The sequence below is a fragment of the Kocuria sp. HSID17590 genome, from assembly GCF_003989485.1.
GTDB lineage: Bacteria > Actinomycetota > Actinomycetes > Actinomycetales > Micrococcaceae > Kocuria > Kocuria salsicia.
In genome coordinates this window covers 41,793-67,522 of record NZ_RBMB01000017.1, presented here as the reverse complement: position 1 = coordinate 67,522, position 25,730 = coordinate 41,793, and the positions used below count along the sequence as shown (strand labels likewise).

Genomic DNA, 25,730 nt, shown 5'->3' with positions numbered 1-25,730 from the left:
TGCTCCACGCCCAGGTCGTGATCGGCGACTGGAAGACCGAATACAACCACGACCGCCGGCATTCATCGCTCGGCTACCTCGCACCCGTCGACTACGCTCGGCAATGCACCCATCAATCGGAAACCGATGACTCGCACAGCGACCGGACCGAATGAAGGGGGGCGGCCCAGTCTGACGAGGTGGAGTTGCCCCGTCCAGCCGGGTGAGCCGCGTTCATGCGGTTCAGAGGCGCAGGATTCCCGTGTTGATGATGTCTGCGGTCAGCTCCATGGGCAGCGGGTTGTGACCCGCCTGCATGTCGCAGTACTCAATGATCCGGATGCTGGACGCCAGGGCCGCATTGTCCTTGACGTACTTCTGCATCATGGGAAGATCGACCTCGCGGTCGTGCTTGGAGCTGATATTGACGTAGTAGTCGAGGCGCGCTTTCAGCCTGCGCTTCTTGAAGAGGTTGAGGACGTTCGTGCGCAACGGGTTCGTTCGTCGAAGGTCTGCTGGAAGCCGGTTGTTGAAGTGGACTTCTCTCAGCCTGTTGACGTCACCCGGCATCCACCGGGTCCAGTCGAACTGGGCGTTGTTGACGATGGCACGCGCACTGCGGTCACCCGCCAGCAACGCCAGCGAAAGGAATCCACCCGCCGAGGAACCGTAGTAGAGGCGCCGGTCTGCCCCCGGGACTCCCAGAGCTGGACTGAGAACACGTACAGCCCGCCCGATGTCATACACGGCCCAGTACTCGGGGCCCGCATTTCCCCATGCCAGTGACAACCTCGACGTACCCACCGTTCCGGGATCACACGAGAAGATGGCGTGCTGAGCCAGTTTTTCCGTCCACCGAGATCGTTGAAACACCGGCTCCCCATTGGCAATGTCGTGGTTTACCGCCCCGTTGCTGAACACGACGACTCCCTCGGCGGCCTCTTTCCTGTGAACGAGGAAAGGCAACACATGTCCGTTGGCGAGCACATCAATTCGCAACTGCTGGTGCTGGTCGAGGAGGTCCGGTGCCACGACAGGCAGCTCGTCGAGCGTCACGGTGTGAACCGGTCGTGTCGTGAGATCAGGCATGGTGTCGTGAAGTCCTTTCGTGGGGCGCGTCAACCCCGCCGCCCCAACGCCACATACCGCCACCCGGCGTCACGCCACGCATCGGGGTCCAGCACGTTCCGCCCGTCGATCACCTTGGGGGACTCCACGAGCGACTTAACGTACAGGGGGTCCATCTCCCGGAACTCCCGCCACTCGGTGAGCAGCAGGGTGACCTGTGCACCGGTGACGGCGGCGTCGAGGGAGTCCACGTAGTCCAGCCGGGGGTAGCGCTGGGCGGCGTTGGCGTTGGCCTGGGGGTCGTAGAGGCGCACGTCCGCGCCCATGGAGTGCAGGCGGGCGGCGATGTCCAGGGCGGGGGAGTCCCGGACGTCGTCGGAGTCGGGCTTGAACGCCGCACCGAGCACCGCGATCTGCGCCCCGTGCACCGATCCGCCGCACTCGGCCACGGTCAGCTGCACGGTGTGCTCGCGGCGTCGCAGGTTGATGTCGTCCACCTCGGCCAGGAAGCGCAGGGACTGGTCGAGTCCCAGTTCGGAGGCCCTGGCCCGCAGCGCGCGGATGTCCTTGGGAAGGCACCCGCCGCCGAAGCCCACTCCGGCGTTGAGGAACTTCCGTCCGATCCGCTCGTCCAGCCCGATGGCGTCCGCGAGAGTGCGGATGTCCCCGCCCACGGTCTCCGTGATCTCGGACAGCGCGTTGATGAAGCTGATCTTGGTGGCCAGGAAGCTGTTCGCGGCCACCTTCACCAGCTCGGCCGTCTCGTAGTCGGTCACGATGAACGGGGTCTCCGCGGCCAGCTGCTGCGCGTAGACCTCCCGCAGCGCCGTCTCGGCGCGCTCGGCCCCGGGGGTGGGCCGCGCGGCGTCGTCGTGCTCCACGCCCAGGACCATCCGGTCCGGGCGCAGCGTGTCCTCCACGGCGTGGCCCTCGCGCAGGAACTCGGGGTTCCACGCGAGGTCCACGGTCACGCCGTCACGGGCGGCCGCGCGCGCCACCGACTGCAGCCGCCCGGCGGAGCCCACCGGAACGGTGGACTTCCCGGCGATCACGCAGTCATGGTCCGCGGCGCGTGCGATCTGCTCCACGGCGGCGTCCACGTACGTCATGTCCGCGGCGTGGCCGGTGCGCTTCTGCGGGGTCCCCACACCGATGAAGTGGACGTCCCCGAACGCACCCGCCTCCTCGTAGGACGTGGTGAAGCGCACCGCGCCGCTGGCCACGTGCGTGCGCAGCAGCTCGGGCAGCCCCGGCTCGTGGAACGGCACCTCGCCGGCGGAGAGCTTCGCGATCTTCGCCGGGTCCACGTCCAGCCCGAGGACCTCGTGGCCCAGCTCGGCCATGGCCACGGCGTGCGTGGCCCCGAGGTACCCGGTGCCGATGACGGTCATGCGCATACGTGGGCGTCCTTCGTGGGGGGCGGGGGAGTGGGCTCAGGCCTGGGACTCGAAGTCCGCGATCCGCTGCCCCACGCCGAACATCTGGGCGATCGCGGCCAGGGAGCGCTCCGCGGCCCTGCCGTCACCGTAGGGGTTCACGGCGTTGGCCATCTCCCGGTAGGCGGCGTCGTCGTTGAGCAGACGGTCCACCTCGGTGACGATCCGCTCCTCGTCCGTGCCGATGAGCTTCACGGTCCCCGCGGTCACGGCCTCGGGGCGCTCGGTGTTCTCGCGCATCACGAGCACGGGCTTGCCCAGGGACGGCGCCTCCTCCTGCACCCCGCCCGAGTCCGTGAGCACCACGTGGGCCACGGACAGCATGCGGGTGAACTCGCCGTAGGCCAGGGGTTCGGTGACGACGACGTTCGGCTTGCCCTCGATTGCCGGCAGCACCGCCTCGCGCACCGCGGGGTTGCGGTGGACCGGCAGCACGATCACGAGCTCCGGCTCGGCGTCCGCGATCCGGGCCAGGGCGCGTCCGACGCCGCGCATGGCCTCTCCCTGGTTCTCACGGCGGTGCGTGGTCACCAGCAGCACGCGCTTGTCGGAGGAGGCGATCTCCTCCAGCTGGGGGTCGGAGAACGGCAGCTGCTGCTCCACGGTGTGCAGCAGGGCGTCGATCACGGTGTTGCCCGTGACCACCACGTCCTCTTCCGTGATGGCCTCCCGCAGCAGGTTCTCCTTGGAGGTGCTCGTGGGCGCCAGGTGCAGGGAGGTGATCTGGGAGGTCATCTTGCGGTTGGCCTCCTCCGGGAACGGGGAGAAGAGGTCGAAGGAGCGCAGCCCGGCCTCCGCGTGGATCACGGGGATGCCCCGGTAGAACGCGGCGATCGCCCCGGCGGTGGAGGTGGTGGTGTCGCCCTGGACCACCACGGCGTCCGGGGGAGTCTCCGCAAAGATCCTGTCGAGGCCCTCCACCGTGCGGGTCAGCACTCCGTTGAGGGTCTGGCGCGGCTGGATGATGTTCAGATCGTGGTCCGGGGTGATGTCGAAGATCTCGTTGACCTGGTCCAGCATCTCCCGGTGCTGCCCGGTCACGGTGACCACGCACTCGAAGTCCGGGCTGTCCTGCAGCACCTTGACGATGGGCGCCATCTTGATGGCTTCCGGTCGCGTGCCGTAGATCGGCATGATCGTGAACACTGGGGCACATCCTTGTCTCGGGCCGAGTGCGCACCGGCGCCGCGTGTGGATCGTCATTTTCGGCGGCCGCTGCCGCCCCGCAACAGTCTAGGGGACACTCTCGCGTCCTCGTGATCTGCGCCGCACCCGATGTCCACCATAGTGGCGACAGGATCGGGGATGAATAACAGCGTTTCCCCTAGTCAGGCTCACCTACACTGTGTGCATACGAATGCAGGATGGAACGCTCGCACATCCCCCGGTGCGGCCCCGGATGTCCTTGCACGTCGGGTCACGCTCCATGGTTCTTGGCGCGTGACGTTCATTTACCGGTTCTGTGGTCTGAAGGAAGATACCGTGGCACGCACCCCCCTGGCAGCGCGATCGCGCACCCCCCACGTGTCGGTCCTGGTGGCCTACCGCGACGCCGAGGGACGGCAGCTTCCGCTTCCCCAGGCCCAGACCCGCGAGAGCTTCACCGGACTCCAATTGCTCACCCAGCGTGTGCTGGGGTTCGCGGAGGACTCCTTGTCCGGGTTCACGCAGGACTTCACCATCAGGCAGATGGGCCCCTCCACGTTCAGCATCGAGGTCCGAGCGGCCGCCACCCACGGCATCCGGCTCCGCGGGCGCCGAGCCGCCCAGGAGTACCTCACAGTCACCGCCATGCTCCACCACCTCACGGACGTCATCATGGGGGTGAGTGTGGCCGGGGTCTACCTCGCCAACCACCCGGACGTCCGCGTCCGCTACGTCGAGGACGACTTCGGCCCCTACTACGAGCTGTTCAACGGGGACCGTGCCGTCATGGCTGTGGAGGCGAGTTCCCTGGAGGGGCTGCTCACACCCGAGGGGATGGGTGTGCTGTGCGCCCTGGTGGCCAACCTCAAGCAGCCCGGGCTCGCCTACGCGACCATCACCCAGCACACCCCGGGGCTGAAGTACGTGCGCCGCACCCAGGTGGCCACCACGGACGCACTTCGCGCCTTCGCCGCCGGCCAGCCCCTGCCCGTGACCACCCAGGACCTCGCGGAGGCGCGCGAGCGGGCGCGGGCCGGGGCGGCGTCGTCCTCGGCGCAGGACCAGGTGCCGACGGCCGAGGGCGAGGCCCCCACCGCCTGAGCACCCGCCCTCGGAGCGTCCGCCCTGGGGGACGACGACGCCGCGCGGCCGGCTCGCTCTGTCAGCGCACCGTCTTCTTCGTCTTGTTGCCCCGCAGCACCCGGGCCAGGTGGCGCACGCGGTCCACGTTGGAGGAGATCGCGAGGTAGCCGCTGAGCACCCCCACGGTGGACATGCCCCCCACGATCAACGGCGTGTGGTACTTCTGCCACCGTTCCGGGTCCGAGGCGATGATGTGCGCTGTGCCGTTGATCGTCGCGGCGATCACGCCGCCGGCCACCACGTGGTGCCCGATCTTGGCACCGCTCTTGACCAGGGGGTTTAGCTCGTCCGTGCGCAGGTGGACGTCGAAGCCACCGCGCTCGAGCACCACGATGAAGCGTCGCACGTACTCGGGGACGTCCACCCCCATCTGCACGGCGTCCTCCACCGAGGACCGCAGCCGGTTGAGCAGCATCTCGGGGGAGAGCCTGTGCATGATGAACCGCTCCGCGTAGGGCTGCACGGAGGAGACCAGGTCAAAGCCGGGATCCAGACCCGTGCCCATGGACTCCGCGGTCACGAGCATGCGCAGCAGCAGTGCGGACTGGCGGGGCAGCTGCAGCTTGTGGTGGCGCAGCACGGAGATCAGGTCCGCCATCAGCGCACCCACCCGCACCTCTTCGAGCGGCTTGTTGGCGTAGCGGCGCATCATGACCGCCACGTCCTTCTCGATCTCCCGCTTGGCGATGTCGTGCTCGCCGCTGTCGGTCAGACCCAGCAGGCCCGTGGCCGCCCGGCGGGGGTTGTCCTGCACCACGCCCAGCAGCAGGGTGATGAGGTGGTCCCGGAACTCCTCGGTCAGGTTGCCCACCATGCCGAAGTCGATGATCCCGATCCGCCCGTCCGGCTCCACGAACAGGTTGCCGGGGTGGGGGTCCGCGTGGAAGAAGCCGTCCTCGAAGACCATCTTGCAGATGGCGTCCGTGGCCTCCTTGGCCAGCAGGTGGCGGTCGATGCCCTCGGCCTCGAGCGCCTCGTAGTCGTTGATCTTGACCCCGAACATCCGCTCCATGGTGAGCACACGGGAGCTCGTGGCCTCCCAGAAGATCTCGGGGATGTGGATCTGGGGGTGGCCCATGAAGTTCTCGGCCATGCGCTGCGAGTTGCGCGCCTCCTGGATGAAGTCCAGCTCGTCCCGCAGCGAGGTGCTGAACTCCTCCACGATGCCCTGGATGTCGTAGTCCTGCGCGGCACTCCAGTAGCGCGAGACCCACGAGGCCATGTCCGTGAGGATCTCCAGGTCCCGGTTGACCTCGTCCGTGACACCCGGGCGCCGGACCTTCACGATCACCTGCCGGCCCTCGAACGTGGCGGCGTGGGCCTGGCCGATGGACCCGGTGGCCACGGGCACCGGGTCGATGTGGGTGAGGATCTCCTCCGCCTTGGAGTCAGGCTCCGCCTCGATCATCGCGCGGATCTGCTCCACGGGAATGGGCGGGGTGTGGTCCTGCAGCTTCAGCAGCTCCTCCGAGTATCCCGGGGGCAGCAGGTCCGGGCGGGTGGAGGCCAGCTGGCCCAGCTTGATGAAGGTGGGCCCCAGCTCCTCCAGCGCCATGCGCAGGTGCTCGGGCTGGGTGTGCACCGTGCCGGGGTCGATCAGCTTGACCCGGGCCAGGGGTGCTCGCCACTGGGGTTTCAACCCGCCCAGGGCGAAGCCGAAGCCGTGCTTGGTGAGCACTTCGACGATCTGCAGGAACCGTTCTCGGCGGGAAATCATACGGGTGGAAGGACCCCTTACAACGTCTTGTGGAGGTAGACGGCCATGAACCCGGTGGCCACGGCCACGATCAGCACGAGCGTGGTGGCCAGGGGCTCCACGCCGAGCAGCACCACGCCGAGCACCACCAGGATGGCGGTCAGCACCAGCAGCCCGGTGACGAGCGGCTTCAGCCCGCCCATCACTCCTGCCGCCCTGGCCGGGGAGGATCCTCCCGCGGCGGGGCGGTCCCGTTCGGCACCGGTGGAGGACCCGTCCTTGGACTGGACAGGGGTCTCGGTGTGCTCCGCGCGGGAGGCGGCGGTGAAGCCCTTGCGCCACTTCTTCGCGTTGCGTCCGCGGTCCGACTCCACGGCCACGTAGGCCGGGGGGACCTCGAAGTGCTCGGCGTCCGGGAGGAGCTCGGGGACGTCGTTGGGCAGCTCCTCGAACCACTGGGCCGGCACCTCGGAGGCGCGCGCGGCCTGCAGAGTCATGGACACCTCGAACGAAGAGCCACGAATTGTCCCCCACACTGCGGTCAGCAGGTCGTGCTCGAACGCGTAGTGGATGATCGGGATGAACTGCTGGGACATCTGCGTGGACAGCCGCCCCACCTGCTTGCGCTCGTAGAGCACGTCCACGGTGTCCACGGTGACGCCGTGGCTGTTGCGGACCTTGTTGACCTCGAGGGTGAGGATTACGCGGCCCTCCCCGGAGGCGGGGACGATCGAGTGCAGGTACTCCGCGAACTCCTGCTCGTCCAGCACCTTGATGGAGGAGCCCTGGGGCAGCACCGCCGCCTGGGCCGGACCGGTGTTCAGGGGGAAGAGCATGTCCGGGGGAGCGATGTCGATCACCGCGCGGGCGTCCACCTCCGCCACGCCGTCCTCCCGCTGCAGCTCGGCCTCCAGGTGCAGGGGCACCACGGGGGTGCAGCCGGAGGCGATCACGCGCGAGAGCGGGTGCCAGTAGCGGTGGGCGTCCGGGGCGCTGAGGTGGGCCACCTTGTTCTCGCCCACGCGCACGGACACGGTGCGGGGGTCGAAGGGGTTGTCCGGTTCCGGGACCAGCGCCGCGAAGCCGTTCCACGACTGCGCGCGGCCCACGGAGAGCCCGCCGAACACGCGCATGATCTCCGTGTCGTAGAAGTTCTCGGTGACGACGTCCAAGGACCCCCGGTCGTTGAGCGCGTAATCGGTCATGGTCTCCCTCGCTGTAGCGCCGTCGGGTGTCCTCCCGCGGCGTGTCCCCACATGCTATCCGTTGATCCCTGCGCATCGAGGTTCATCCACTGTGTGGACGCCCCGACCCGCCTCACCGTGCCAGGCAGCGTGCCTGCAGGTCCACCGAGCGCTGGGCCTCGTCGAGCAGCTCGGTCATGATCCGCCGCAGCGCGGCCGGGGCGTCCTCGTGCGCCTCGAGCCACTGCCGGGTGGCGCGCACCACGCGGTGCCCGTCCACGACGTCCGCCCCGGCGGCGCGCACGTCCAGGGCACGCGGGTAGAGACCACGGACCATGCGGGTGGCGATCTCCATGGAGCGCTGGGCCCACCAGTGCTCGACCCGCTCGAAGTAGACGTCCTCGTAACGGCGCAGCACCGTGGGGGAGGCCAGCTGGAAGCCGGCGATCGTGGCGCTGAGCTCGTCGTTGGACAGCTCGCCCGAGACGATCCGCTCCCACGCCTGCTGCTTGGCCCGGTCCGAGCGCATGGCCGCGAGCGCCTGGAGGTGGCCCAGGTGGCCGTCCCGTGTGGGGTCCTGGGCGTGCTCGGTGCGCAGCTCGGACATGGTGCTGTGGCCCGTGGCGGTCACGGCGGTGAGCATGGACCAGCGCAGCTGGGGGCTCAGGGGCAGTCCCTCGACCACGCGGGTGCCGCCGAGCCACTCCTGGATGGGCCGGGCGTAGGCGCCGTCCCGGGCGGCCTCGCGGGCGAAGGCCCGGGCGAGGATCAGCTGCGCGTCCGAGCCGGGGGCCGCCGCGAGCAGGGCGTCCCGCAGGGCGTCGAGGAGCACCCGGCGCAGGTTCACGCGCTGGGACACGGGGACGTACTCGCCCAGTGCCTGGCGGGCATGGTCCAGCACGGTGGTGAGGATCGCGGCGTGGTTCTCGCCCGTGCATCGCTCGGCCACCATGCGGACGTAGTCCCCGGGGTGGGTGCGGCCGTCGCGCACCGCGGCCCACAGCTGGGAGTGGGCGACGGCGCGGGCCAGGGGGTCCTCGATCTCCGCCACCGCGCGGGAGAGCCGCTGCAGCGAGCGCGGGTCCGGGTGGGCCAGGCAGTAGGTGAGGTCCGTGTCGTTCACGAGCACGAACGAGTCGTGCCCGGCGCCCCCGCCGGTGAGTGCGGCGGTCACAGCCTCGGGCAGCGGCGTGGGCACGTCCTCGGCGGGCACCCGCACCTCGGCGCGCTCGCCCACCGTGACGGGGCCGCCGTCCGGGGTGCGTCCGTAGACGCCCACGGTCAGGACGTGCGGGCGCAGGGGGGACGCGGCCTGGGTGAGGCTCGCGCCCGCCGGTGCCGCGGCGTCGTCGGCCGAGGAACCGGGGGTGTCCAGGGAGAGCACGGGGACGCCGGTGGTGTGCAGCCACAGCTGGGCCCAGGCGCGGACGTCGTGGTCGCAGGCCTCGTCGAGGACGTCCAGGAAGTCGGAGAGGTCGGTGTTGCGGAACGCGAAGCGGCGGAAGTAGGCGCGGCACGCGTCCATGAAGGACTCCTCGCCCACGAAGGCCACGAGCTGCTTGAGCACCGAGGCGCCCTTGGCGTAGGTGATGCCGTCGAAGTTCTGCCGCGCGGCCTCGAGGTCCACGATGTCCGCGACGATCGGGTGCGTGGTGCGCAGCTGGTCCTGGCGGTACGCCCACTCCTTGCGGGCCAGGGCGAACGTGACCCACGCGTCCGTGTACCCGGTGGCGTGGACGCACGCGTAGGCGCCCATGAACTCCGCGAAGGACTCCTTCAGCCACAGGTCGTCCCACCAGCGCATGGTCACCAAGTCCCCGAACCACATGTGGGACATCTCGTGCATCAGCGTGTTGGCCCGCCCCGCCCGCTGCGCGCGGGTGGCCCCGGACGGGAAGAGGTAGTCCTCGGTGAAGGTCACCATCCCGGGGTTCTCCATGGCGCCCAGGTTGTACTCCGGCACGAAGGCCTGCTCGTACTTGCCGAACGGGTAGGCGAACGCGAAGAGCTTCGGGAAGAAGTCCAGGCCCTGCTTGGTGAGCGCGAAGATCTCCTCGGCGTCCATGGCCTCGGCGAGCGCCCGGCGGCAGTACAGCGCCAGGGGGATGCTCACGGTCTCACCCTGGGGGTCGGTACCCGTCCACTCGTCCGTGACGCGGGCGTAGGGTCCGGCGAGGATGGTGGTGATGTAGCTGGAGATCCGCTGGGTGGGCGCGAACTCGTGGCTCAGCGCACCGGGGACGTCCCCGTCGTCACTGGGCTGGGCACCCAGGTGCTCGCCGTTGGACGCCGCCAGCCAGCCCTGGGGCGTGAGCACCGTGAAGTGGAACTCGGCCTTGAGGTCCGGCTGCTCGAAGACCGCGAAGACGCGGCGGCAGTCGGCCGGCTCGTACTGCGTGTAGATGTAGACACTGCCGTCCTGCGGGTCCACGTAGCGGTGCAGGCCCTCGCCGGAGCGGGAGTACAGGGCGCGCCCCACCACGCGCAGCTCGTTCGCCTCGCCCAGCCCGGGCAGGCGGATCCGCGAGCCCTCCACGACGTCGTCCACGTCCAGCAGCTCGCCGTTGAGCTCCACGCTGCTCACCGACTCGTGCACGAAGTCGATGAAGGACTCCGCACCCTCGTCCGCGGTGAAGCGCACCGTGACCTCCGAGCCGAAAGTGGCGCACTGCGGGTCCTCCGCCCCGGACAGGTCCACCGTGACCCGGTAGTCCACCACCCTGATTTGCTCGGCTCTGGTCGTCGCTTCGTCTCTGGTCAGGCTGGATACCATGGCCCCAGTGTAGGCACCACCACACACGCGTGACCCGCATCCCACGACGCCGCCGCGCGCCCCGCGTCGGCGCCGCCCCCCTCCCGGCCCCCCAGCTGGGTGCTGCCGCCGGGTGCCGCCCGTTCCGGGCTCCGTGGGGGAGACCGGCTCGGGGCCATCGGTGAGCCGGGCGGGCGCACCGGCACCGCCGGCGCACGCGAACGCCCCGCCACGGACGCGAATCCGTGACGGGGCGCGGGCGACTCGGGAGCGGGCGCTCAGCTCTCGAAGCGGTAGTTCTTCGGAGCGATCGTCAGACCCGAGTCCGTGACCGTGAGGCCGCGCGCGAGGTCATGCTCGCGGTCCAGGCCCACCGTGGTCCCCGGAGGAACCACCACGTTCTTGTCCAGGATGCAGCGGTGCACCGTGGCGCCGGCACCGACCTGCACGTTCTGCATCAGCACCGACTCCGTGACCCGGGCGTCGTGCCCCACCTTCACCTTGGGGGACAGCACCGAGGAGCCCACGTGGCCGCCAGTGATCAGCACACCGGGGGAGACGATGGAATCGAACGCCACACCCGCCTGGCCATTGGGCCCGCGCACCGTCCTGGCCGGCGGGGCCATGATCTGGTGCGTGTAGATGGGCCAGTCGTAGTTGTACAGGTTGAACACCGGCAGCGGCCGGATCAGGTCCATGTGCGAGTCGTAGTACGAGTCCAATGTGCCCACGTCCCGCCAGTACTGGCGGTCGCGCTCCGTGGAGCCCGGGACGTCGTTGTGCGTGAAGTCGTAGACCCGCGCCTCACCGCGCTCAGAGAAGTACGGCATGATGTCCCCGCCCATGTCGTGGTGGGTGTCCGCCTTGCGGTTGTCGGTGCGCAGCGCCTCCACGAGGGCATCCCGGTCGAAGACGTAGTTGCCCATGGACGCGAGGAACGAGTTCGGATCGTCCGCAAGCGGCGTCGTCGTGTCCGGCTTCTCCACGAACCGCGCGATCCGCGTGGGATCCTGCTCGTCCGTCTCAATCACACCGAAGGACTTCACCATCTCCATGGGCTGACGCACCGCGGCCACCGTGGCCTTCGCCCCGGACTCCACGTGCTTGCGCACCATGTCCGAGAAGTCCATCCGGTACACGTGGTCCGCACCCACCACCACCACGATGTCCGGATCCGCATCGTCGATCAGGTTCATGGACTGGTAGATCGCGTTCGCCGAACCCAGGAACCAATCCTTGCCGCGGCGCTGCTGCGCCGGCACGGACGTCACGTAGTTGCCCAGCTGCGTGGAAAGCCGCCACGTCTCGGACAGGTGACGGTCCAGCGAATGCGACTTGTACTGCGTCAGCACCACGATCTGCAGGTACCCGGAGTTCACCAGGTTGGACAGAGCGAAATCGATCAGACGGTAGCCACCCGCAAACGGCACCGCGGGCTTCGCCCGGTCCTCGGTCAGCGGCATCAGACGCTTGCCCTCACCGCCCGCCAAGACGATGGCAAGGACCTTCTTGTGTCGTGACATTAGTACCTCTCACTTCCCGAGCGGGTCAGGGCCCCAAGGACCACGACGCGGCGTCGACATTGACTGGTCGTTCCCGCCATTGTCTCCCACCCGGAGCACCGCGCCACCACGCCGACCCAAGTGTTGCCGACGTGTTGCGCTCGCCGCGCGGCTCCCGTCGCCCGTGGAGCCCGTGTGATGTGCAGTACGCTCACACTGTGCGAGTAGACATCCTGAGCAAAGAATTTCCGCCGGCCATCTACGGGGGAGCGGGGGTGCACGTGGCCGAGCTCTCCCGCGTGCTCGCACCGCTCGTGGACCTCAACGTCCGCTGCTTCGGCGAGCCCCGCGAACCCGACTTCCACGGCGCCCACGTCACGGCCTACCCCGTTCCCACCGAACTGGTCGCCGCCAACGCCGCCGTCCAGACCCTCGGCGTGGACCTCACCATGATCCAGGACGTCGAGGGCGCGGACCTCGTCCACTCCCACACCTGGTACGCCAACATGGGCGGACACCTCTCCTCCCTCATGTACGACATCCCCCACGTGCTCTCCGCCCACTCCCTGGAGCCCCTTCGCCCCTGGAAGGCCGAGCAGCTCGGCGGCGGGTACCGGATCTCCTCCTTCGCGGAGAAGACCTCCTACGAGGCCGCCGCCGCGATCATCGCCGTGTCCGAGGGAATGCGCCAGGACATCCTGCGCTCCTACCCCAACGTGGACCCTGAGCGCGTGCGCACCGTCCACAACGGCATCGACGTCTCCCAGTGGCACCAGGACCAGGACACGGACGTCCTCGAGGAGTACGGGATCGACCCCGCCCGTCCCTCGGTGGTCTTCGTGGGTCGCGTGACCCGCCAGAAGGGTGTGCCCTACCTGCTGCGCGCCGCCCTCCAGCTGCCCCCCGAGGTCCAGCTCGTGCTGTGCGCCGGTGCTGCGGACACCCCCGAGCTCGCCGCCGAGGTCAACGCCCTCATCGACCAGCTCAAGACCGAACGGGACGGCGTGGTCCTCGTTGAGAAGATGCTTCCCCGCCGCGAGGTCATCCAGATCCTCTCCCACGCCACCGCCTTCGCGTGCCCCTCCATCTACGAACCCCTCGGCATCGTCAACCTCGAGGCCATGGCCTGCGGCGCAGCCGTCGTCGCCTCTGCCACCGGCGGCATCCCCGAGGTCGTCGTCGACGGCGAGACAGGACGCCTCGTCCCCATCGACCAGGTCACGGACGGCACCGGCACGCCCCTGGACCCCCAGAAGTTCGTGGACGACTTCGCCGCGGCCCTGACCGAGGTCGTGACCGATCCTGAGCGCGCCCGCCGCATGGGCCAGGCCGGGCGACGCCGCGTGGAGGAGCACTTCGCGTGGGAGTCCATCGCGGAGCAGACCCTGGAGGTCTACCGCTCGGTGCTCTGAGCTGACGGCGCCGGTTCGCCCCGGGGCGACGACGCCGGGGACAGAACACCGCTGAGCAGTGCCTCCACGGCCGCCACGTAGTTCTCGTGGGTCCGGTCGGGATCGGGGGAGAGGCTCACCTGCACCATGTAGCCCTGGACGATGCCGATGAAGGCGGGGGCGAGGCGCTCGGCCAGCAGCGCGGCGTCGTCGTCCCCGAGGCCCCGCTCGGTGACCAGCCAGTCGGTGAGGTAGCTGCCCAGGTGCGAGCGTGCCTCCGCGAGGATCTTCAGTGCCACGCCCTGCATCTCGGGGCGGCGCACGGCCTCGCCCCACACCTGCACGGGAAGTCCCGGGAAGGTGCCCCGCTCCGGGATGTCCTGGACGACGAAGGCCAGGGCGCGCGCGGGGTGCAGGAGGGGGCGCTGCTCCCGCAGGCGGCCGAGCATGCCCAGGCGGTCGCGCATCACACCGCGGCTCGCGTCGAGGAAGAGCTCGTCCTTGCCCTTGTAGTAGACGTACACGGCGCCGGCGGAGAGCCCGGACTCCGCAATGATGTCCGCCATCGAGACCGCGGAGAACCCCTTGCGGCCGATGCACGTCAGCGCGGCCTCCTGGATCCTGCGGCGCATCTGTTCCCGGTGCTCTTCGGTGACCTTCGGCACGTGTTCCTCCAAAAACGAATGATCGTTCTTGACACGTTACCCGACGGGGGACACACTCTTCAAGAACAAACATTCTTTGTGGAAGGAGTGCGCTGTGTCGCACGTCAAGACCCCGGAGCCCCGCCAGAGGCCCGCATGGACCAAGAGCGTCCGTGCCGCACTGATCGCCACGGTCGCCGTGTCGATCGTCCTGCTCGCGTTCGCATGGCCCACGGCCACGTCGAAGACCGAGAATCTGCCGGTCGCGGTGATCGGCACCCAGGAGCAGATCGACACGATCACCGACAAGATGCCGGACAACATGCTCGAGCTGCACCCGGTGGCGAACCGCGAGGACATCGTCAACGGCATCAAGACCCGTGAGGTCTACGGCGGCATCGTCCTGGGCAGCCAGCCCGAGATCCTGACGGCCAGCGCCGCCAGCCCCGTCGCGTCCCAGATGCTCACGGGCATCGGCACCACCATGCAGCGGGGGATCGACCAGCAGGTCATCGAGAAGACCACGCAGGCCCTGCAGAAGATCACCTCCGCCCTGGGCCAGGGCCCCAGCGGGCTCGCCGCTCTCCAGGGCCAGCAGGGCTCCGGTCAGCAGGCGGGCACCCCGCCCACCGTCAAGACGACGGACGTGGTGCCCCTCTCCGAGGACGACCCGCGGGGGAGCGGGCTCGCCATCGCCGGCCTGCCCCTCACCATGGGCGGCATGATCGGCGGCGTGCTGATCTCCACCCTCGTCACCGGCGTGCGCAAGCACCTGCTCGCGATCGCTCTCTACGGCGTGCTGGGCGGCCTCATGCTGACCATCATCCTGCAGGGACTGTTCGGGTTCCTGATCGCCAACTTCTTCGCCAACTGGGCGGCCGTGGGCCTGGGAATCGCGGCCACCGCATCCGTGATCGTGGGCCTGAGCTCGCTGATCGGACGCGCGGGCCTGGCCATCGGTGCGGTGCTGACCATGTTCATCGGCAACCCGATCTCCGCACTGCAGTCGCCCAAGGAGTTCATCCTGGCGCCGTTCGGTGAGATCGGCCAGTGGCTCGTTCCCGGCCTGTCCGGCACGCTGCTGCGCGACCTGTCCTACTTCCCGGAGGCGAACATCGCCGGGCAGATCTGGGCCCTGATCGGCTGGGTCACCCTGGGCGTGGTCCTCACCATCCTGGGCCACCACAAGAACGAGTCCGCCCTCACCGGCAAGGACGAGCCGGAGGAGCCCGTTCACCACCGCGAGCACCGCCCGCACCACGAGGCGCAGCACAGCGCCACGCGCCAGCAGTCCGCGGTGTCCCAGCAGGGGGAGCCTGTGCACTACGGCGACGCCGCACGCCAGACCTCCGCGACGGAGCCCGGCGCCACGGCCTGACAGCCCGGCGACGACGCAGTGCCCGCCCACCACAGGACGAGAGTCCCGTGGTGGGCGGGTTCTTTCGTGCCGGGCAGGAGCGGCGGGAGCGGGAGCACCGTGGCTGGAAGGGTGGCGTAATGGTGAGCGGTAGCCGATGACCGATGACCGGGCACAGGAGGTGCGCGGGGGCGAGGTGGCCAGCGAGAGGGGAACGACGCAGTGTGCGGCGAAGGGAGTGGGGCTGCGGGACCGAAGGCCGGGACCGAGGTCGGAGAGGCGGTGGGGAGAGCCCCTCTCGGCCGTCTCCCGGCTTTACTTTACATAATGTACATTATCGGACATAGCGGTGTGCGGCGTGATGGTTGTTTTCGCACAGAACAGACAGTGCCTGTTCCGCCCGCGGCACAAGCTGTTCCCGAGGTCGCCGGTCACCCCAGACCCCGGACGTCTCAAGACGTCGCAGAGCTGACCGTCTCTGCGCTGACCGCGGCACCCGGGCACGACGACGTCCGAGCCCGCGAACCCAGCTCATCGTCCGCCATGTGGATGCTCGACTGCGCCACTACCGCGTGGCAGTTTCCACCTCGTCACGAGCTCTCTCGCTCACGGCTCGCATCCCGCGAACAACGACTGGTACACAACGAGCACCCTGGCCCCGCCTTCGCTGATCTGGTGAGATGGGGTGGCACACATCTCACGCGGGATGTCCCTCGCTCCGAAAGGACCCACCATGGCGCAGTTCATGATCTCCGTCTTCCATCAGCCGGACGCACAGAGCTCGGGCACGGTCTACGCCACGCAGGAAGAGATGAACGAGGCCGTGGCCGCGGTCACTCGCTTCAACGAGGACCTCCAGGCAGCGGGACAGCTCCTCTTCGCAGGGTCCCTCACGCCCCCGGATCTCGCCCACACCGTGGACGCAGTGGGCGCGGCCGCTTCCACTCCCCGCGTCTCCCCCGGGCCGTTCTCCGTTTCGGCCGCCGCACTCGGAGGCTTCTGGATCATCGAGGCCCCGAACGACGCCGCAGCCCTGGACCGCGCCGCACAGGCCTCCGCGGCCTGCGGTCAGCGAGTTGAACTGCGAGCACTCGAGGGCTGAGACCGACCACCTCCGCATCGAGGGCCCGCCCAAAGTATTAACATTGAGGTGAGACTCAAGCGATATGTTTCAACATTCAGGGCCAACTCTAGAAATATTCGCACGCTACGATCGAGTGCATGAGTTCCGCATCATCAGACACACCTGCCCCGACCCCTCCGCAGCACCCGGACTCCCCCGGGCTGGCGATGTCGTCAGGATCGGTGGGCAGCAACGGCGAACCCCGCGGCACCGTCCACTCCCCGGTGCGATGGCCGCTCTTCCTCGTCGCAGACCTCGTCCTCGTCCTGGTCTTCGCCGGCATCGGCCGTCTCAGCCACGGGGAGGACCTCGCCGGGGCCTTCACCACGGCCTGGCCGTTCCTGGTGGGTGCCCTGATCGGCTGGGCAGTGTCCCGGGGATCCCGCTCCCCCGCCGCCCTCTGGCCCACCGGCGTCCTCGTCTGGCTCTCCGCGGAGGTCGTGGGAATGCTGCTGCGGGCCGTCACAGGCCAGGGAACTGCCGTGTCCTTCGTGATCGTCAGCCTGGTGGTGCTCGGGATCTTCCTGCTCGGCTACCGGCTCGTGGTGCGCGCCGTCGGCCGCGCCCGTGGCCGCTGAGCCACGCCAGAACCGGCCGACACGGTCAAATCCGTCCCCGCCACCAGACGGGGGCAACGCCTCGGAAAGGAACGCCCATGTTCACCGCCATCGTTCTGATCAAGACCAGCTCGGACCGGATTCCGGAGGTCGCCCAGGAGGTCTCTGACATCCGCGGCGTCACCGAGGTCTACTCCGTGACCGGCGAGTGGGACCTGATTGCCATGGTGCGCGTCCAGCAGCACGAACGACTGGCCGACGTGATCGCGGACGAGCTCTCCAAGGTGGACGGCGTGGTCTCCACGAGCACTAACATCGCGTTCCGCACCTACAGCACCCACGACCTCGACGCGGCGTTCTCGCTGGGCATCGACGACTGACACGCACGTACGAAAAGCGCCGCCCGTCCCGGAAACCGGGGCGGGCGGCGTCGTCGTCGCAGGACCCGGCCCCTATTAATAGGGCGGGGCATCAGCAGGGGGTGTGCGAAGACAGGGCACTCACCGTCGCACGACGGCGTCACCGCGCCGAGAAGGCCACCCAGCGGGAGAGGACGTCACGCGCGGCACCGGAGTCGACCGCCTCCGCGGCGCGCCCGAGCGCGGCTGCGAACCGGTCCTCGAACGGGCCGTCGGCAGGCTCGTCCACCGCCACGAGGCCCGCCGCCGCGTTGAGGAGGACCGCGTTGCGGACATGGCCCGGGGCGCCGTCGAGCACGTCCCGCACCACCCCTGCGTTGTAGGCCGCCTCGTGACCCCGCAGGTCCTCGATGGTCGCGCGCGGCATGCCGAGATCGAGCGGTTCCACCGTGTGCTCGGTGATCTCGCCGTTCCTGACCTCCCACACGGCCGAGGGTGCCGTGACCGTGAGCTCGTCGAGTCCGTCGCCGCCACGGAAGACCAGCGCGCGGTCACCCCGGTTGCGGAAGACCCCGGCCATGAGCGGCGCCAAGGCACGGTCTGCCACGCCGATCGCAGACGCCTCCACGCGAGCCGGATTGGTGATGGGGCCGAGGAAGTTGAACGCCGTGGGCACGCCGAGCGCCTTGCGAGCGGCCGCCGCGTAGCGCATGGACGGGTGGAACGTCTGCGCGAAGAGGAAGGTGATGCCCACCTCGGACGCCGCGCGCTGCACCCGGTCCACGGGCATGTCCAGCTGGACACCGAGGGCCTCGAGGACGTCCGCGGAGCCCGATTTCGACGACGACGCCCGGTTGCCGTGCTTGACCACGCGCACCCCTGCGCCCGCGCAGACCAGGGCGGACATGGTGGAGATGTTCACGCTCGAGAGGCGGTCTCCCCCGGTGCCCACGATGTCCAGGGCCGGGCCGGGCACCGAGATGCGGCGCGCGTGGCCGACCATCGCGTCCGCGAGCCCGTTGAGCTCGCCGACACTCTCGCCCTTGGTCCGCAGCGCCATCAGGAACCCTGCGATCACGGCGTCCTGGACCTCACCGGACATGATCTCGTCCATGGCCCAGTAGGACTGCTCCCGGGAGAGGTCCTCGCCCTGGGTCAGGGAGGCCAGCAGATCTGACCACTGGTAGGGGGTCCGCGCATCGTTGGAGGTAGTCACGGGGCCGACTCTACCGTCCGCCGTGGAGCCCGTGGATACCGGGATGCCGCACTCCCCCGGGCGCGACGGCACCGCGGCCGCGCCGGCTCGTGGGCACCCGTTCTGCGACCCGGATCACGCACCCGAGCCGCGACACGGTCCACGCCCAACGCGGTGGTGGTTGGTTCGCCGAGAGTTTTGGCGACATAATGTCTCTGTGACAACTGCGACTCATACCCCAGCCAAACCGGTGACGGCGAGCATCACTCGCCCCAACCTCACCTCCGTGGGCACCATCGTGTGGTTGTCCTCCGAGGTGATGTTCTTCGCCGGCCTCTTCGCCATGTACTTCACCCTGCGCGCCACCTCCCCGGAGGTGTGGCACGAGAACACCGAAGTGCTCAACGTGCCCATGGCCACGGTGAACACCATCGTCCTCGTGCTGAGCTCGGTGACCTGCCAGTTCGGCGTCTTCGCGGCCGAACGGCTGCAGCCCCGCCGCACCGGCGGACTGCTCCAGCTCAACAAGTGGGGACTGACCGAGTGGTTCGCCCTCACTTTCCTCATGGGCGCGGTCTTCGTTTCCGTGCAGGTCTACGAGTACGCCTCCCTGGTCTCGGAGGGCGTCTCGATCTCCGCCGACGCGTACGGTTCTGCGTTCTACATCACCACCGGGTTCCACGCCCTGCACGTGACCGGCGGTCTGATCGCATTCCTCTTCATCATCGGACGCGCCTTCGTTGCCAAGCGCTTCGGTCACTACGAGGCCACCTCGGCCATTGTGGTGTCGTACTACTGGCACTTCGTCGACGTGGTCTGGATCGTCCTGTTCCTGCTGGTCTACTTCATCAAGTAGCCAGCCGCAGGACCTCACCCATCCAAGTCTCAGAACCGAGTAAAAGGAACGTTTGACGTGAAGGCACTCTCACAAAAGCGCCGCCATCCCATGGCAGCCCTCGCGCTGTTGGTCATGGCTTTGCTTCTGACCGGTGGACTCTACGCAGTTGCCACAACCACCAACGAAGCGAAGGCCGAGACCACCACCTACTCGGCTCAGGACATCGAGGAGGGGCAGAAGCTGTTCATGGCCAACTGCTCCACCTGCCACGGCATGAAGGCCGAGGGCACCAGCTCCGGTCCCTCCCTGATCGGCGTGGGTGCTTCCGCTGTGGACTTCCAGGTCGGCACCGGCCGCATGCCCATGCAGATGCAGGGTCCCCAGGCGCAGGTCAAGCCCCAGCAGTTCAACGAGGAGCAGACCAGCCAGCTCGCCGCGTACGTCGCCTCCCTCGGCGCCGGCCCCAGTGTTCCCGCGGATGAGGACCTCGACATCTCCGAGGGCAACTCCGCCAACGGTGCCCAGGTCTTCCTCGCCAACTGCGCCATGTGCCACAACGCGGCCGGCCAGGGCGGCGCCCTGACCCGCGGCAAGTTCGCCCCGTCCCTCATGGGCGTGAGCGAGAAGCACATCTACGAGGCCATGCAGACAGGCCCGCAGAACATGCCGGTCTTCAACGACGCCAACATCACGCCGGAAGAGAAGCGGGACGTCATCACGTACCTGAAGACCCTCGACAACAACACCACCGTCGGTGGGTTCAGCCTGGGCTCACTCGGCCCGGTCTCCGAGGGCCTTTTCATCTGGACCGTCGGCCTGGTGATCGTCATTGGCTTCACCGTGTGGCTGACCTCCCGCTCCGCCTGAGAGCACTCGCCGGCGGTCACCCGTCGGCACTTTAGACACTATTCACAGCACCAAGAGAAGAATGAGGGACCACATGGGCGACCATCGTGACGGCACTCCCCACAAGAGCGGGGCGGTTGTCACCTCGGACGGAGCGGAGCAGGACCAGTTCCCCAATCCGGGGCTTCCACCGCACCGCCCCCGCGTGACCGACGTAGATCCCAAAGCTGCCAAGCGGGCAGAGCACCAGGTGGTCCTGCTGTTCCTGCTCTCCATGGTCGGGTCCGTCCTGTTCTTCGTGGCGTACTTCGGCATCCGCGTGGACGGCCCCCTGTACGACGCGGTGAACACCGAGCCCACGAGCCAGCTGCGTCTTCAGAACACGTTGCTCGGTCTTGGCATCGCACTCGGCATGTTCGGCATCGGCATCGGCGTGGTCCACTGGGCCCGCACGCTCATGCCGGATCACGAGATCGTCGAGATGCGCCACGACATCCGAAGTGAAGAGGATCGCGCCGAAGCACAGAGCATCCTCAACACCATCTACGACGAGTCCGGGGTCAAGCGTCGCCCGCTGCTGCGCAACACGCTCATCGGTGCGGCCGTGCTGATGCCCCTCCCCTTCGTCGGATTGCTCAAGGATCTCGGCCCCACGGACCTCAAGGTCCTGCGCCACTCCATGTGGGATGAGGGAGTGCGACTGGTGCGCGACCCGTCCGGCACGCCCATCAAGGCCTCAGACGTCACCCTCGGCTCCGCCTTCCACGTGGTGCCGGAAAGCCTCAACAGCCTCAGCCACGAGGACGGCTACCTGAACGAGAAGGCCAAGTCCGTGGTTCTTCTCATGCGTTTGGACCCCGACACCGTGAACGTTTCGGAGGAGCGCAAGGACTGGAACGTGGACGGCATCTTCGCCTACTCCAAGGTCTGCACCCATGTGGGCTGCCCGATCGCTCTGTACGAGCAGCACACGCACCACCTGCTGTGCCCGTGCCACCAGTCCACCTTCGACCTCGTGAACGAGTGCGAGGTCATCTTCGGCCCGGCTTCCCGCCCGCTGCCGCAGCTGCCCATCTCCGTTGACTCCGACGGCTACCTCGTGGCGCGCAGCGACTTCCACGAGCCCGTGGGACCGACATACTCCCAGCGTGACTTCGCAGTCAAGGAAATGCAGGGTGAGGGGAACTAATGTCTACTTCGTCAGACTTCGAGTACCGGCCCAGCACCGGCACCGGTCGCATTGCCAACTTCGTGGACACCCGCGTGGGTGCCTCCGCCATGGTCAAGGAGTTCGGCCGCAAGGTCTTCCCGGACCACTGGACCTTCATGTTCGGTGAGGTGGCGCTCTACAGCTTCGTCATCCTCCTGCTCTCGGGCACGTTCCTGGCATTCTGGTTCGACCCGACCATGACCTCCATGGAGTACAAGGGCAGCTACGTGCCCATGCAGGGCGTGGAGATGTCCGGGGCCTACGCCTCAGCGCTGAACATCTCGTTCGATATCCGAGGCGGCCTCTTCCTTCGCCAGTTGCACCACTGGTCCGCGCTGATGTTCGTCATGGCGCTGTCCGTGCACATGCTTCGTGTCTTCTTCACCGGTGCGTTCCGGCGCCCGCGCGAGCTCAACTGGGTCGTCGGCTGCGTGCTCTTCATCCTCGCGATCGTCGCCGGCTTCTCCGGCTACTCCCTCCCGGACGACGTCCTCTCCGGCAACGGCCTGCGCATCGCTGATGCGATCGCCAAGTCCATGCCGATCGTCGGCACCTACATCTCCATGTTCATGTTCGGTGGCGAGTTCCCGGGTCACGCGATCATCGGCCGCCTCTACATCGTGCACGTGCTGATCATCCCCGCGCTGATCCTGGTGATGATCGTGATTCACCTCTTCATGGTGGTCGTCCACAAGCACACCCAGTACCCCGGCCCCGGCCGCACTGAGGACAACGTGGTCGGTTTCCCCGTGGGCCCCATCTACGCGGCCAAGGCCGGGGGCTTCTTCTTCATCGTCTTCGGCATCCTCGCTGCCATTGCGGGCACCACGACGATCAACGCCATCTGGAACTACGGTCCCTACGATCCCTCCCCCGTGCAGGCCGGTTCGCAGCCTGACTGGTACATGGGCTTCTCCGACGGCGGACTGCGCCTGATGCCCGGCAACTGGCCGTTCTCCTGGGAGGTCAGCATCTTCGGCCTCGCGGTTCCGCTGGCGATCCTGTTGCCGCTGATCCCCATGGCTGGCATGTTCGTGGTCATGTTCGCCTGGCCCTGGATCGAGCGATGGGTCACTCGCGATGACCGTGTCCACAACATCCTGGACCGCCCCCGCAACGCGCCGTTCCGCACCGCGGTGGGTGCCGCAGGCATCACGTTCTACGCGGTGCAGATGATGGCCGCCAGCGGTGACCTCATTGCCACGCACTTCCACATGGCCGTGAACGACGTCATCTACTGGTTGCGCGCGCTGTACTTCCTGGGCCCGATCCTGGCGTTCATCATCGTCCGCCGGTTCTGCCTCTCGCTGCAGCGCAAGGACCGCGAGATCGTGCTCCACGGCCGCGAGTCCGGGCGCATCCAGGCTCTGCCCCACGGCGAGTTCGTGGAGGTCCACGAGCCGCTCAACGAGTACAAGCGGTACAAGCTGGTGGACTTCCAGGACCGCCCGGTCCTGCCCGCCCGCGCGAACGCCAAGGGCAAGGTCACCTCGACCGAGAAGCTGCGTGGCCGTCTCAGCCGCCTGTTCTTCGAGGACCGGGTGACCCCCGTGACGCCGCCCGAGCTCGAGGCCGCGCACGGTCACGGACACGACGCCGAGCCCGTCGGTGTCGGCGCCGGTTCGCACCAGAGCGAGCTCGACAAGTAGCACCGCTCCCCCGGTCAGACCCGGATGGAGCTCGAGAGGGCCCGTGGAGATCATCGATCTCCACGGGCCCTTCGCTCTGTCCAGATCACCACCACCCCGTTGCTTCGCGGATGCGGGCAGCCTTCATGATGAAACCACCCACCGGGGGCAGACGGGCCGGAGGGCCGGCCGACGCTCGTGGCCGGTCCTTCGAGGGAGAAAGAAGCGGCCGGGGGGTGTGCGGATCAGCCCACCCACCGGGGAGGCCAGGATGGATGAAATTGGCGCCCGGGTCCGTAACCACAAATGTGCGGCCGAAGACGTTATCGTGCGGCCCGTCACGACGTGGACGCCCTTAAAGACCCACCTCGCGAGGGTCTCGTCAACTGCAGACGGCGGGCCGGCGTCAACAACCCGAGTTCGCTCGTGCGCGGGGTGCTCGGGACGGCGTGTTCGTGTCGGCCGCTCCACAGCGCGAACGGGACGCCGGTAGGCAACGTCGAAGGCAACTCGGCATGAAGGCTCCGAGGTTGCCACACCTCCTGCTGCTCCTGCAGACGCGCCAGCACATGATCACGGGAGAGCTCGCCGAGTGCCTCGCTCGGACCGACTGCGATCCATGAGACGGCAGCGCGCAAGATCGCCGCCCGTCAGGCCGCAGCGCCCCTCAGGCCGCGGCGCCCGGGGCTTCGAACCTGACGCGTTTGGCTGACTTGATCGTGGTGGACAGTAGCGCGTGGCTGGCCGGTCCGAGGGCGAAGGTGGACGTCGCCAAACTCGCGTTGGCGCTGCGTCGCCGGCGTCGGGTCCAGATCCAGTACCGCCTCAGCGCCGAGGCGCGGGCCTCACTCGGCAGTGTCGACCTGTACGGGCGCATCGCGAAGTCGGGCCATACCAGGCGGGGATCCCGTGGACAACCGCCATGCCGCTGGCAACGCAGGTGTTCTCCCCCCGTCGCTGCCCCCGTTACCTTTTTCGTGGCGCCTTCCTCCGGGAGGATGTAGGCGTAGGTAGCCAGCCGGTCCCGGCATGATTGTTGCCCCCAGTCGTTGATGATCCGGGGGGGTGTAGTCACCGGGACCGGTCTTGGTTCACACGGACCGCTAATAGAAGCACGACCCATCATGTGGGGCTTTGTCACGTGGATGTGGGCGGGTGAACCTGCTGGTCACCTCACCCCTTGTCCCTGCGTGATGAAGATAGTTGACCCTGATGGACCACCAGCTCTACCTCGGGATCGACGTCGGGAAAACCGAACACCACGCCACCGCGATCACAGCAGTCGGCACCGTCGTTCACGACAAGACCCTGCCCCAGTCCGAACCGAAGATCCGTGCCCTGCTCCAAACCCTGCGCGCCGAACAAGGGGCCGTTCTGGTGGTCGTGGACCAACCCAAAACCATCGGGGCCCTGGTCATCGCCGTAGCCCAGGACCTCGGCATCGATGTGGCCTACCTACCCGGGTTGACGATGCGCCGGGTCGCGGATCTGCACGAGGGCCAGGCGAAGACCGATGCCCGTGACGCGTTCATCATCGCCGACACCGCCCGTACCCTGCCCCGCACTCTGCGCGGGATCACCGTGGCAGAGGAGAACATCGCCGAGCCGGCGATGCTGTGTGGTTTCGATGACGACCTGGCCGCACAGCTCACCCAGGTGCGTAACCGGCTGCGGCGCTTCCTCACCCAGATACACCCCGCCCTGGAGCGCATCCTGGGCCCCCGGCTGGGCCACACCGCGGTGGTCACCCTGCTCACCCGCTACCCCTCACCCACCAGACTGAGAAGCGCGGGGCGAGGGCACGTGCGGGCGTTGTTGAAGAAACACGCACCCCGCCTGGCCGAGAGGCTCACCGAGGAGATCTTCACCGCCCTGGCCGAGCAGACCGTGACCGTCTCCGGTACTACCGCGGCGGAGAAGATCATCGGGCGCCTGGCCCAACAGCTGGCCCAACTGTGTTCGCAGCGGGTGGAGATCGAGGCCGAGATCCTCGCGGTGGTCGATGCCCACCCTCTCACCCAGGTCCTGACCTCCATGCCCGGAGTAGGGGTCAGGACAGCAGCACGGATCCTCACCGAGGTGGTGGGCAAGAACTTCAAGGACGCCGCCCACCTGGCCTCCTACGCCGGCATCGCCCCGGTCACCCGCCGCTCCGGGTCATCGATCCGCGGTGAGTCACCATCACGACGAGGCAACAAGACCCTGAAACGGGCGTTGTTCCTCTCCGCGTTCGCCTCGATCAACGCCAGCCCAGCCTCCAGGGCCTACTACGACCGCAAACGCGCCCAGGGCAAACGCCACAACCAAGCCATCATCGCCCTGGCCCGACGACGCACCGACGTGCTCTACGCCATGCTGCGCGACGGGACCTTCTACACCGAACCCACCCCACCCGCCGTCGCCCTAGCCGCTTGACGAAAACCATAGAAGCACCCCCCGCATCGACCGGCGGCTGATCGGTGTGCTGGTAGTGGCCTTACCGAGGGCCGGGTACCTGCACCCCGCCTACACCGACCATCACGGGCACATCAAGGAGCCCACTACGTCCCCGCGGTCATGCACTGCTTCAGAGAGCCTGGTACGCGGTCGCCTACGACACCTGGACGCGGACCTCTGCAGTGCTCCTTTTCCCGGCTCGTTGCAGGCCCTCATGCCTGGGCGAGTGCCCGTCGACGA

At 68.0% G+C, this 25,730-nt stretch carries 21 protein-coding genes; 12 read left to right on the top strand and 9 right to left on the bottom strand.

Annotated features, from left to right (window positions below; genetic code table 11):
- Positions 1-155: integrase core domain-containing protein (locus D8M39_RS07650; protein ID WP_148111334.1), on the top strand; the 155-nt coding region annotated here is incomplete at its 5' end.
- Between the two features lie 67 nt (positions 156-222).
- Here the strand turns inward: D8M39_RS07650 and D8M39_RS07645 are convergent.
- From D8M39_RS07645 to wecB, 3 genes are read right to left on the bottom strand one after another with little or no spacing between them, the layout of a single operon-like run.
- Positions 223-1,068, bottom strand: a complete 846-nt coding sequence (locus D8M39_RS07645) for a hypothetical protein (protein WP_126874761.1) — start codon at positions 1,066-1,068, stop codon at positions 223-225.
- 29 nt (positions 1,069-1,097) lie between these two features.
- Positions 1,098-2,444 carry a UDP-glucose/GDP-mannose dehydrogenase family protein gene (locus D8M39_RS07640; RefSeq protein WP_055086477.1) on the bottom strand — a complete coding sequence of 449 codons (1,347 nt, stop codon included), beginning with the start codon at positions 2,442-2,444 and terminating at the stop codon, positions 1,098-1,100.
- 36 nt (positions 2,445-2,480) lie between these two features.
- Positions 2,481-3,617, bottom strand: a complete 1,137-nt coding sequence (gene wecB / locus D8M39_RS07635) for a non-hydrolyzing UDP-N-acetylglucosamine 2-epimerase (protein WP_371413766.1) — start codon at positions 3,615-3,617, stop codon at positions 2,481-2,483.
- A gap of 348 nt (positions 3,618-3,965) precedes the next feature.
- On the opposite strand from wecB, the gene D8M39_RS07630 reads away from it, so the two are divergent.
- Positions 3,966-4,730, top strand: a complete 765-nt coding sequence (locus D8M39_RS07630; protein WP_126874759.1) for a hypothetical protein — start codon at positions 3,966-3,968, stop codon at positions 4,728-4,730.
- A 61-nt stretch (positions 4,731-4,791) separates the two neighbouring features.
- On the opposite strand, the gene D8M39_RS07625 is transcribed toward D8M39_RS07630, so the two are convergent.
- The 4 genes from D8M39_RS07625 to glgC all read right to left on the bottom strand — a co-directional run bounded on the left by D8M39_RS07625 (position 4,792) and on the right by glgC (position 11,927).
- A complete protein-coding gene (locus D8M39_RS07625; RefSeq protein WP_055086473.1) occupies positions 4,792-6,489 on the bottom strand; it encodes an AarF/ABC1/UbiB kinase family protein in 1,698 nt (565 codons plus the stop codon).
- A 17-nt stretch (positions 6,490-6,506) separates the two neighbouring features.
- The gene (locus D8M39_RS07620) at positions 6,507-7,673 is read right to left on the bottom strand and encodes a hypothetical protein (protein ID WP_126874758.1); all 1,167 of its coding nucleotides are present in this window, start codon (positions 7,671-7,673) and stop codon (positions 6,507-6,509) included.
- A 112-nt stretch (positions 7,674-7,785) separates the two neighbouring features.
- The gene (pepN, locus tag D8M39_RS07615) at positions 7,786-10,425 is read right to left on the bottom strand and encodes an aminopeptidase N (protein WP_126874757.1); all 2,640 of its coding nucleotides are present in this window, start codon (positions 10,423-10,425) and stop codon (positions 7,786-7,788) included.
- A 257-nt stretch (positions 10,426-10,682) separates the two neighbouring features.
- The gene (gene glgC, locus D8M39_RS07610) at positions 10,683-11,927 is read right to left on the bottom strand and encodes a glucose-1-phosphate adenylyltransferase (RefSeq protein ID WP_126874756.1); all 1,245 of its coding nucleotides are present in this window, start codon (positions 11,925-11,927) and stop codon (positions 10,683-10,685) included.
- Between the two features lie 197 nt (positions 11,928-12,124).
- Between glgC and glgA the strand changes: the two genes are divergently transcribed.
- Positions 12,125-13,318: a glycogen synthase gene (gene glgA, locus D8M39_RS07605; RefSeq protein WP_094394766.1), complete on the top strand. Its 1,194-nt coding sequence runs from the start codon at positions 12,125-12,127 to the stop codon at positions 13,316-13,318.
- On the opposite strand, the gene D8M39_RS07600 is transcribed toward glgA, so the two are convergent.
- Positions 13,300-13,962: a TetR/AcrR family transcriptional regulator gene (locus D8M39_RS07600; protein ID WP_238694007.1), complete on the bottom strand. Its 663-nt coding sequence runs from the start codon at positions 13,960-13,962 to the stop codon at positions 13,300-13,302. The genes glgA and D8M39_RS07600 overlap by 19 nt on opposite strands.
- Before the next feature lie 94 nt (positions 13,963-14,056).
- Here D8M39_RS07600 and D8M39_RS07595 point away from each other — a divergent pair, with 94 nt between their 5' ends.
- The 4 genes from D8M39_RS07595 to D8M39_RS07580 all read left to right on the top strand — a co-directional run bounded on the left by D8M39_RS07595 (position 14,057) and on the right by D8M39_RS07580 (position 17,358).
- Complete coding sequence (locus D8M39_RS07595; protein WP_238694006.1) at positions 14,057-15,319, top strand: ABC transporter permease; 1,263 nt, start codon at positions 14,057-14,059, stop codon at positions 15,317-15,319.
- Positions 15,320-16,031: 712 nt separating this feature from the next.
- On the top strand, positions 16,032-16,400 hold the full coding sequence (locus tag D8M39_RS07590; RefSeq protein WP_055086014.1) for a YciI family protein: 369 nt from the start codon (positions 16,032-16,034) through the stop codon (positions 16,398-16,400).
- 119 nt (positions 16,401-16,519) lie between these two features.
- Positions 16,520-16,999 carry a DUF3054 domain-containing protein gene (locus tag D8M39_RS07585; protein WP_309598340.1) on the top strand — a complete coding sequence of 160 codons (480 nt, stop codon included), beginning with the start codon at positions 16,520-16,522 and terminating at the stop codon, positions 16,997-16,999.
- Between the two features lie 77 nt (positions 17,000-17,076).
- Positions 17,077-17,358, top strand: coding sequence for an Lrp/AsnC family transcriptional regulator (locus D8M39_RS07580; RefSeq protein ID WP_055086018.1), 282 nt, complete (start codon positions 17,077-17,079; stop codon positions 17,356-17,358).
- A 139-nt stretch (positions 17,359-17,497) separates the two neighbouring features.
- Here the strand turns inward: D8M39_RS07580 and trpD are convergent, their stop codons facing one another.
- Positions 17,498-18,553, bottom strand: coding sequence for an anthranilate phosphoribosyltransferase (gene trpD, locus D8M39_RS07575; protein WP_055085841.1), 1,056 nt, complete (start codon positions 18,551-18,553; stop codon positions 17,498-17,500).
- 196 nt (positions 18,554-18,749) lie between these two features.
- Between trpD and D8M39_RS07570 the strand changes: the two genes are divergently transcribed.
- The 5 genes from D8M39_RS07570 (at position 18,750) to D8M39_RS07545 (ending at position 25,469) form a co-directional block, all read left to right on the top strand.
- Complete coding sequence (locus tag D8M39_RS07570; protein WP_126874754.1) at positions 18,750-19,388, top strand: heme-copper oxidase subunit III; 639 nt, start codon at positions 18,750-18,752, stop codon at positions 19,386-19,388.
- Between the two features lie 57 nt (positions 19,389-19,445).
- Positions 19,446-20,237 carry a c-type cytochrome gene (locus D8M39_RS07565; protein WP_055085845.1) on the top strand — a complete coding sequence of 264 codons (792 nt, stop codon included), beginning with the start codon at positions 19,446-19,448 and terminating at the stop codon, positions 20,235-20,237.
- A 73-nt stretch (positions 20,238-20,310) separates the two neighbouring features.
- Entirely contained in the window at positions 20,311-21,405 is a 1,095-nt protein-coding gene (locus tag D8M39_RS07560; protein ID WP_055085847.1) for a ubiquinol-cytochrome c reductase iron-sulfur subunit, read from the top strand.
- On the top strand, positions 21,405-23,075 hold the full coding sequence (locus tag D8M39_RS07555) for a ubiquinol-cytochrome c reductase cytochrome b subunit (RefSeq protein ID WP_055085849.1): 1,671 nt from the start codon (positions 21,405-21,407) through the stop codon (positions 23,073-23,075). Before D8M39_RS07560 ends, D8M39_RS07555 begins: the two co-directional genes overlap by 1 nt.
- 1,191 nt (positions 23,076-24,266) lie before the next feature.
- Entirely contained in the window at positions 24,267-25,469 is a 1,203-nt protein-coding gene (locus tag D8M39_RS07545; protein ID WP_126874763.1) for an IS110 family transposase, read from the top strand.
- Positions 25,470-25,730: the final 261 nt, after the last annotated feature.